The sequence below is a fragment of the Hyphobacterium vulgare genome (genome assembly GCF_042643335.1).
Classification (GTDB): domain Bacteria; phylum Pseudomonadota; class Alphaproteobacteria; order Caulobacterales; family Maricaulaceae; genus Hyphobacterium; species Hyphobacterium vulgare.
The window spans coordinates 69,807-76,504 of sequence record NZ_JBHRSV010000004.1 but is presented as its reverse complement, the minus strand read 5'-3'; the positions used below and the strand labels follow the sequence as shown (position 1 = coordinate 76,504).

General features: G+C 66.6%; 7 protein-coding genes. 6 read left to right on the top strand and 1 reads right to left on the bottom strand.

Features of this window, described 5'->3' with window-relative positions:
• Positions 1 to 114: 114 nt before the first annotated feature.
• The gene (locus ACFOOR_RS05410) at positions 115 to 780 is read right to left on the bottom strand and encodes a hypothetical protein (RefSeq protein WP_343165404.1); all 666 of its coding nucleotides are present in this window, start codon (positions 778 to 780) and stop codon (positions 115 to 117) included.
• 64 nt (positions 781 to 844) lie between these two features.
• Between ACFOOR_RS05410 and ACFOOR_RS05405 the strand changes: the two genes are divergently transcribed.
• The 6 genes from ACFOOR_RS05405 (at position 845) to ACFOOR_RS05380 (ending at position 6,647) form a co-directional block, all read left to right on the top strand.
• On the top strand, positions 845 to 1,699 hold the full coding sequence (locus tag ACFOOR_RS05405) for an SDR family oxidoreductase (protein ID WP_343165405.1): 855 nt from the start codon (positions 845 to 847) through the stop codon (positions 1,697 to 1,699).
• Positions 1,700 to 1,794: 95 nt separating this feature from the next.
• Positions 1,795 to 2,922, top strand: a complete 1,128-nt coding sequence (locus ACFOOR_RS05400) for a glycosyltransferase family 4 protein (protein WP_343165406.1) — start codon at positions 1,795 to 1,797, stop codon at positions 2,920 to 2,922.
• A gap of 5 nt (positions 2,923 to 2,927) precedes the next feature.
• Positions 2,928 to 3,908: a glycosyltransferase family 9 protein gene (locus tag ACFOOR_RS05395; RefSeq protein WP_343165407.1), complete on the top strand. Its 981-nt coding sequence runs from the start codon at positions 2,928 to 2,930 to the stop codon at positions 3,906 to 3,908.
• 120 nt (positions 3,909 to 4,028) lie between these two features.
• Positions 4,029 to 4,568, top strand: a complete 540-nt coding sequence (infC, locus tag ACFOOR_RS05390) for a translation initiation factor IF-3 (RefSeq protein WP_343165456.1) — start codon at positions 4,029 to 4,031, stop codon at positions 4,566 to 4,568.
• A gap of 221 nt (positions 4,569 to 4,789) precedes the next feature.
• Entirely contained in the window at positions 4,790 to 5,275 is a 486-nt protein-coding gene (locus ACFOOR_RS05385) for a peptidase S1 (protein ID WP_343165408.1), read from the top strand.
• Positions 5,276 to 5,300: 25 nt separating this feature from the next.
• On the top strand, positions 5,301 to 6,647 hold the full coding sequence (locus ACFOOR_RS05380; RefSeq protein WP_343165409.1) for a hypothetical protein: 1,347 nt from the start codon (positions 5,301 to 5,303) through the stop codon (positions 6,645 to 6,647).
• The last annotated feature ends 51 nt before the right edge of the window (positions 6,648 to 6,698 follow it).

Below are 6,698 nucleotides of genomic sequence, written 5' to 3'. Positions count from 1 at the left end.
TCACCATTCTCCTCAACACCCTCGTCGCCAGAAACCAGACCTGGAACAACCCGCAACAACACGGTTGCTGAGGTGCCGCCGAAGGCGGCCTCGAAGGACGAGGGAAACCAGGACTTACCCGCCGGTCCGCCGCGCCTCGTTGATGCGGCCGCGGATCAGCAGGGCGTCGATGTCCGCCGGGTCAATCTGGCGCGCCATTTCCATGTCGCGTTGCGCCCCGTCGAGATCGCCGAGTTCGAGCCGTGCTTCGGCGCGGATCGTGTAGGCCTCGCCCATCGCGCCGTCCTGGCGGATCGCGGCGGAGGCATCGGCCTCGGCCGCGGCCCACATCGCCTGGTCGAGCGCGCCGCGCGCCCGGCCCACCCACAGCGGGGCGGACTCGTTGTTGTATTCCAGCGCCTGGGTATAGGCCCGGCGGCTTTCCGCCGGCATGCCCGCGCTGCGCCAGGCATCGCCCGCCTCGGCGAACAGCACCACCTTGGCCCATTGCTCGGTCGTGTCCGGTGCGGAGGCGATGGCCTCAAGCCGCGCCGCGCCTTCCTCGGTCTCCCCGAGCGCGATCAGCGCCCGCGCCTCGCAATGCCGGGCCGGCCAGCCGCCGGCCTCATAACGCCAGGCCAGCGCGTCCTCATAGGCGTTTTCCGGGTCGGTGCCGATGCGGTCGAGACAGGCCTCGTAGCGGGCGCGCTCCTCGGCGGCATAGTCGATTTGCGCGGCGGCCGGCGCAGCAAGACTTGCCGCGAGCCCGGCCATGCCGGAAAGAAGCACTACATGACGCATGACGCCCGACCCCAGTTTGAACCCTTACACGCCGCGAACACTAGCAGGTCAGACCCCGCCGTCCATGTCCACTGACCGTCTCTGCCTCATGATCGGCGCGGGCTATGTCGCCCGCGCAACGGCACCCTTGCTGGCCGAACGCGGCATAAGCTGCGTCGGGACGACGCGTTCGAACGCCGATGAGGTCAGGGCTTCCGGCATTGAACCGCTGCTGTGGGCGGCCGGTGACGGCCTGACCGATCCGATGCGCACCGTGCTGGGTGACGCGACCCACCTCCTGGTCAGCGCCGCGCCGGAGCCCCATGGCGATCCGGTCCTGAAATCGCTGGGACCGGACATCGCCGCCCTGATGCCGCGCCTTCAATGGGCCGGGTATCTCTCGACGACGGGGGTCTATGGCGACCGCGATGGTGACTGGGTCGCCGAGGACAGTCCCGTCATCCCGCGCCAGCCGCGCTCGGTCCTGCGCCTCGCGGCGGAACGGGCCTGGCAGGACGCGCTGCCGCAGGTGAGCCTGTTCAGGCTCGCCGGGATCTACGGGCCCGGACGCTCCGCGCTCGACCAGCTTCGTGCCGGGCGCGCGCGCCGCATCGTCAAACCGGGCCATGTGTTCAGCCGCATCCATGTCGACGACACCGCGTCGGCGCTCGCATTGGCGATCGACAGGACAGCATCCGCCGGCCTCTTCAATCTCGCCGACGACGAACCGGCCGCCAATGCCGACGTGGTCGCCTTCGCAGCGGATTTGCTCGGCATCGCCCCGCCGCCGGAGGAGGATTTCGAGACCGCGGACATGAGCGCCATGCTGCGCGGCTTCTATGCCGAGAGCCGCCGGGTGTGGAATTTCCGCGCGAAACGGGAACTCGGCTGGACGCCGCGCTTTCCAAATTACAGGGGAGGGCTGAGCGCGCTTCTCTGACACCGCCCGCCGGAAAACCAGATGACCCGCGCGCTGATCCGTGCGATGGCCCGCCCTTGCATTTCTCCGCCCCGCACCCGACCTCGCCCCTGTCCATGAAAATTCTCCAGGTCATCCCCAATCTCGACACCGGCGGCGCGGAGCGCACGACGATCGAGATCGCGGAGGCGCTGACCCGTGAAGGCCATACCGCGCTGGTCGCCAGCGAAGGCGGTGCGATGGAGGGCGAACTCGCCGCCGCGGGCGGCGAGCTGATCCGCCTGCCACTGGCGTCGAAATCACCGCTGACGATCTGGAAGAACGCCAAGCTTCTGGCCGCGATCATCCGCGAACGCGGCGTCGACCTCGTCCATGCCCGCTCGCGGGCCCCGGCCTGGAGCGCGCTGCGCGCCGCGCGCAAGACCGGCATACCCTTCGTGACGACCTATCACGGCACCTACAATGCCCGTTCGCCGCTGAAGCGCTGGTACAATTCGGTGATGGCGCGCGGTGACCGGGTGATCGCCAATTCCAACTTCATCCACGACCATATCGTGCGGGAACACGGCACGTGGATGCCGATCACCGTCATCCCGCGGGGTGTGGAGACCGAACGCTTCGCCCCCTCGGACGAAATCAGCGCCCGCGGCGCGGCGCTGCGCCGCGAATGGGGTGTCGCCGACAGCGAATTCCTGTTTCTGCTGCCCGCCCGCCTGACCCGCTGGAAGGGGCAGACCGTCGCGATCCAGGCGCTGGGCGCGCTGAAGGCGCGCGGCGAAATCGTCCCGCATCTTGTCCTCGCGGGGGGCGACCAGGGCCGGGCCGAATTCCGCCGCGAACTCGAAAGCCTGGCCGAGGACCTCGGCGTCGCCCCGTCCGTCATCTTCGCGGGCCATTGCAGCGACATGCCCGCCGCCTTCGCGGCCTGCGATGTCGCGCTCAACCCCTCGGTCGATCCGGAAGCCTTTGGCCGGACTGCGGCAGAGGCGTCGGCCGCCGGCAAGCCGGTCATCGTGTCCGATCACGGCGGTGCGCGCGAAGTGATCGAGGCGGGCCAGACCGGCTGGCGTGTGAAGCCGGGCGACGCCGACGCGCTGGCCGATGCGATGTGGGAGGCGGTGCAATTGAGTCCCGCAGCGCGTACGCGTATGGGTGAGGCAGGCCGGTCCAGGATCGGCGCACTGTTCACCACCGCTTCACTCCAGTCTGCGACCTTGCAGGTCTACCGCGAGCTTCTAGAGTAACGCCGATGCAGGATGTCGCCCGCGATACGATCTATGTGCTGCTCTGGGGTGATCTCGTCGAGACCATCCGCGGGCTCGCGAGCGTGCGCCGGATACACGAGGCGAACCGCCGCGCACGGCTGATTCTCCTGACGACGCCGGATTATGAAGGCCTGCTGAAGCATTGCCCCTGGTTTGGCGCGATCGAAACCGACGCTCTGGCCGAAGGCCCGGCCGGCCGGCTGATGGTCAAGCGCGTGAAGATCGCCAAGCCGGTCGCCGTGTTCGACCTCGTCGGCAACGAAACCTCGCGCCGCATCAAGGGCGGCTTCCGCTTTTCGCGCACCCGGTGGGTCGAGGCCGCGGCCCGGCCCGAACCCGGCGTTCACCCGGTCGAGGCTGCCGCGATATCGCTCGGCCGTGCCGGGCTCGGCGAGGACGCCTACCGTCTCGGTGAAGCGCCGTCGCCAGACGTTTCCTGGGTCGATTATTTCGCCCGCACGTCGCGCACGCTCGAGCCGGAATATTTCGGGATCAACGGCCCGTTCGCACTGCTCGCCCCGGCCGGGGACGAGGTGAAGCCGGCCCTGCGCTGGCCCAAGGAACGCTGGGCCTCGCTCGCCCACGCCCTGACCGAAGCGCGGATCACGCCCGCCGTCGTCGGCGGCCCTTCCGCCCGCGAGGTCGGGCGCTATATCGCCGAGCGTGCCCCGGGTGCGCGCGACATCACGGGCAAGGCCAAGCTGGTCCAGCTCGCCGGTCTCGGCCGGCGGTCGCGATTCGTGTTCGGTGAGGACACCGGTCTTCTGCATCTGCTTGTCGCGGCCGGTCCGCCGGCGCTGGCGCTCTATCCCGGTGGCGAGCAGGACCCGGCCCTGATCGCCCCGCGCGGGCCGTCGACCGTGGTCATCATGCATGCCCCCACACTCGCCCAGGTCACGCCTGAAGAGGCGATGCAGGCGATGCGTTTCGCCGGCGGATTCAACGAGACCACCCGTGCCGCTTGATTTTTCGCCGGTTGAGGCGATAACAGCCCGGTTCCGTATGGCACTGGACGCGCATTCGCGCGTTCTATCCTCGGCCATCCGGTCAGAGATTTTCTACAGAGGCTATCAGGGAGAAGACGCATAGCCCGCCGACCACACGCCGCCCCGCCGCCCAAGAAGGACGGCCCGCGCATCAACCAGGAAATCCGCTCGCCGCGGGTCCTCCTCATCGATGAATCTGGCGAGAAGCAGGGCATCATGCCCGTCGACGCCGCGCTCGAAGCTGCCCAGGAGGCAGGCCTCGACCTTGTCGAGGTGTCGCCGAACGCCGACCCGCCAGTCTGCAAGATCCTCGACTACGGAAAGCTCAAATACCAGGAGCAGAAGAAGAAGACCGAGGCTCGCAAGAAGCAGAAGACGCAGGATATCAAAGAGATAAAGATGCGTCCGAACATCGACACCCATGATTACGAGGTCAAGGCCAAGGCCATGCGCCGCTTCTTCGAGGAAGGCGACAAGGTCAAGGTGACGCTGCGCTTCCGCGGCCGCGAAATGGCCCACCAGGATCGCGGCATGGCCCTGCTCGACCGCGTCAAGGAAGACTTTTCCGATGTCGCCAAGGTCGAGTTCTCGCCCAAGCTCGAAGGCCGGCAGATGATCATGGTGCTGGCGCCGCGCTGACGCCCCCGCCTCGAAATCACCGATCAAGGGCACGCCGGGAAAGGTCTTTCCCGGCGTGTCTTTTTGCCGGCACGCTCCCGGGAATGCGAATTTTTCGAGGTGTGACCGTTCAGATGAGGTTCACTTCCCCTGCGCGTTTAATGCTAACGTGTTGAAACGCGGAATCGGACGGGGGTCCGGCCCGCTTCACGAAGCAGCAATGTGTCATAAGGGACAGGGTTATGAACAAGTCATCCATCTTCGCCGCCGTCGCGTCCGCCGCGCTTCTTGCCACTGCCGTCACCGGCATGGCCGAAGCCCAGAACTGGCAAGCCGCGCCGACTTACGGCAACGTTTCGCTCCGCACCGGCTTCGCTCCGGATCCGTACCGGGTCAACGTCCTTTCGGGCGGCCCGATCAATGCCTCGACCTCGATCGGCGGTTCGTGCCGCGGCTACATCGCCAACGCGCCGGATTTCGACCTCTATTTCACCGCCGGCTCGTCGCTGCCGCTGATCATCTCGGTCAGCTCCAATGCCGACACCACGCTGGTCGTCCGCGCGCCGAACGGTCTGTGGTATTGCGACGACGACAGCGGCCAGGGCCTCAACCCGTCGGTTCGCTTCAATACGCCGATGTCCGGCCTTTATGACATCTGGGTCGGCACCTACGGCAACGCCTCGAACCAGCAAGCCCAGATCAATATCTCCGAGCTGTACAGCCAGTAGCGGCTGCGGCTGGGGGAGAAAGACCATGAAATATTGGGCCATGGCCCTTGGCGCGGCGGCGATAGCCGCCGCGCCTTCGGCCGCACAGGACATCGCACAGCAGCCGCATTACGGATCGATCACCCTCGATTCAGGCTTCATTCCGGATCCGCACGAAGTGGACCTCCAGGCGGGCGGCACCAATGATGCCCGTTCGCTCGGCGGCGACTGCCGCGGCTTCGTCGCCACGGCGCCGGACTACAATCTCTACTACACGGCCGGCAGCTTCCCGCTCTATTTCTCGGCGACATCCGATCGCGACACCGTGCTCGTGGTCAACGATCCGAACGGCAACTGGATCTGCGACGACGATGATGGTGTCGGCGCCCTCAACCCGGGAATCGGGATCGAACGGCCGGCCTCCGGCCTCTACAATATCTGGGTTGGCATCTATTCCGGTTCCGGCGTCTATGCGCCCGCCACCCTGCACATCTCCGAACTCGGCATGGGTCCCGACCCGATGCCGGACAGCGCCGGCCTCGACTGGTCTCTGCCTGCCAATTTCGGCGAAGGCTCGCTGCGCTCCGGCTTCCTGCCGGACCCGCAGACGGTCGCGATCGCGGCCGGCGGTGATGTCGATGTCCGTGAAATGGTCGGCGGCGGCTGCGTGGGATATGCGTCGTCCGCTCCGGATTTCGAACTCACCTATGAAGCCGGGTCCTATGACCTGTTCATCTCGGCGGTTTCGGACACCGACACCACGCTGATAGTCAATGATCCCAACGGCAACTGGGTGTGCAATGACGACGGGGCGGGCTTCCCGAACCCCGGCGTCCACATCACCGATCCGGCCTCGGGCGTGTATGACATCTGGGTTGGCACCTACAGCCAGTCCGGTGGTTATCCCGATGCCACGCTCTACATCTCGGAACTCGGCTTCGCCGGCGACTTCGAGGATGAGGGCGGCTCGCTCGACTGGTCGCTTCCGTCGAATTATGGCGATGTCTCGCTGACCGGCGGTTTCCTGCCCGATCCCTACACCGTCGAACTTCTGGCGGGCGGCGATATCGAGGTTTACGGCAATGTCAGCGGCACCGGCGCCTGCCGGGGTTGGGTAACGCGCTCGCCGGACTTCGAACTCGATTTCGAACCGGGTTCGCTCGACCTCTACATCTCGGCCGCTTCGGGCTCGGACACCACGCTGGTCGTGAACGGTCCGGACGGAAGCTGGTATTGCGACGATGATGGCGGCGAAGGCGGCTTCAATCCGGGCATTCTCTTCGAGAACCCGGAAGGCGGCGTCTACGACATCTGGGTCGGCACCTATTCGCAGCGCGACCCGGTTCCGGCCATCCTGAACATTTCCGAGCTGGGTTTCTACGACAACGACTGATCCCGGACGGTCATGCGACAACCGGCGGGCGGCTCCATACGGGGCCGCCCG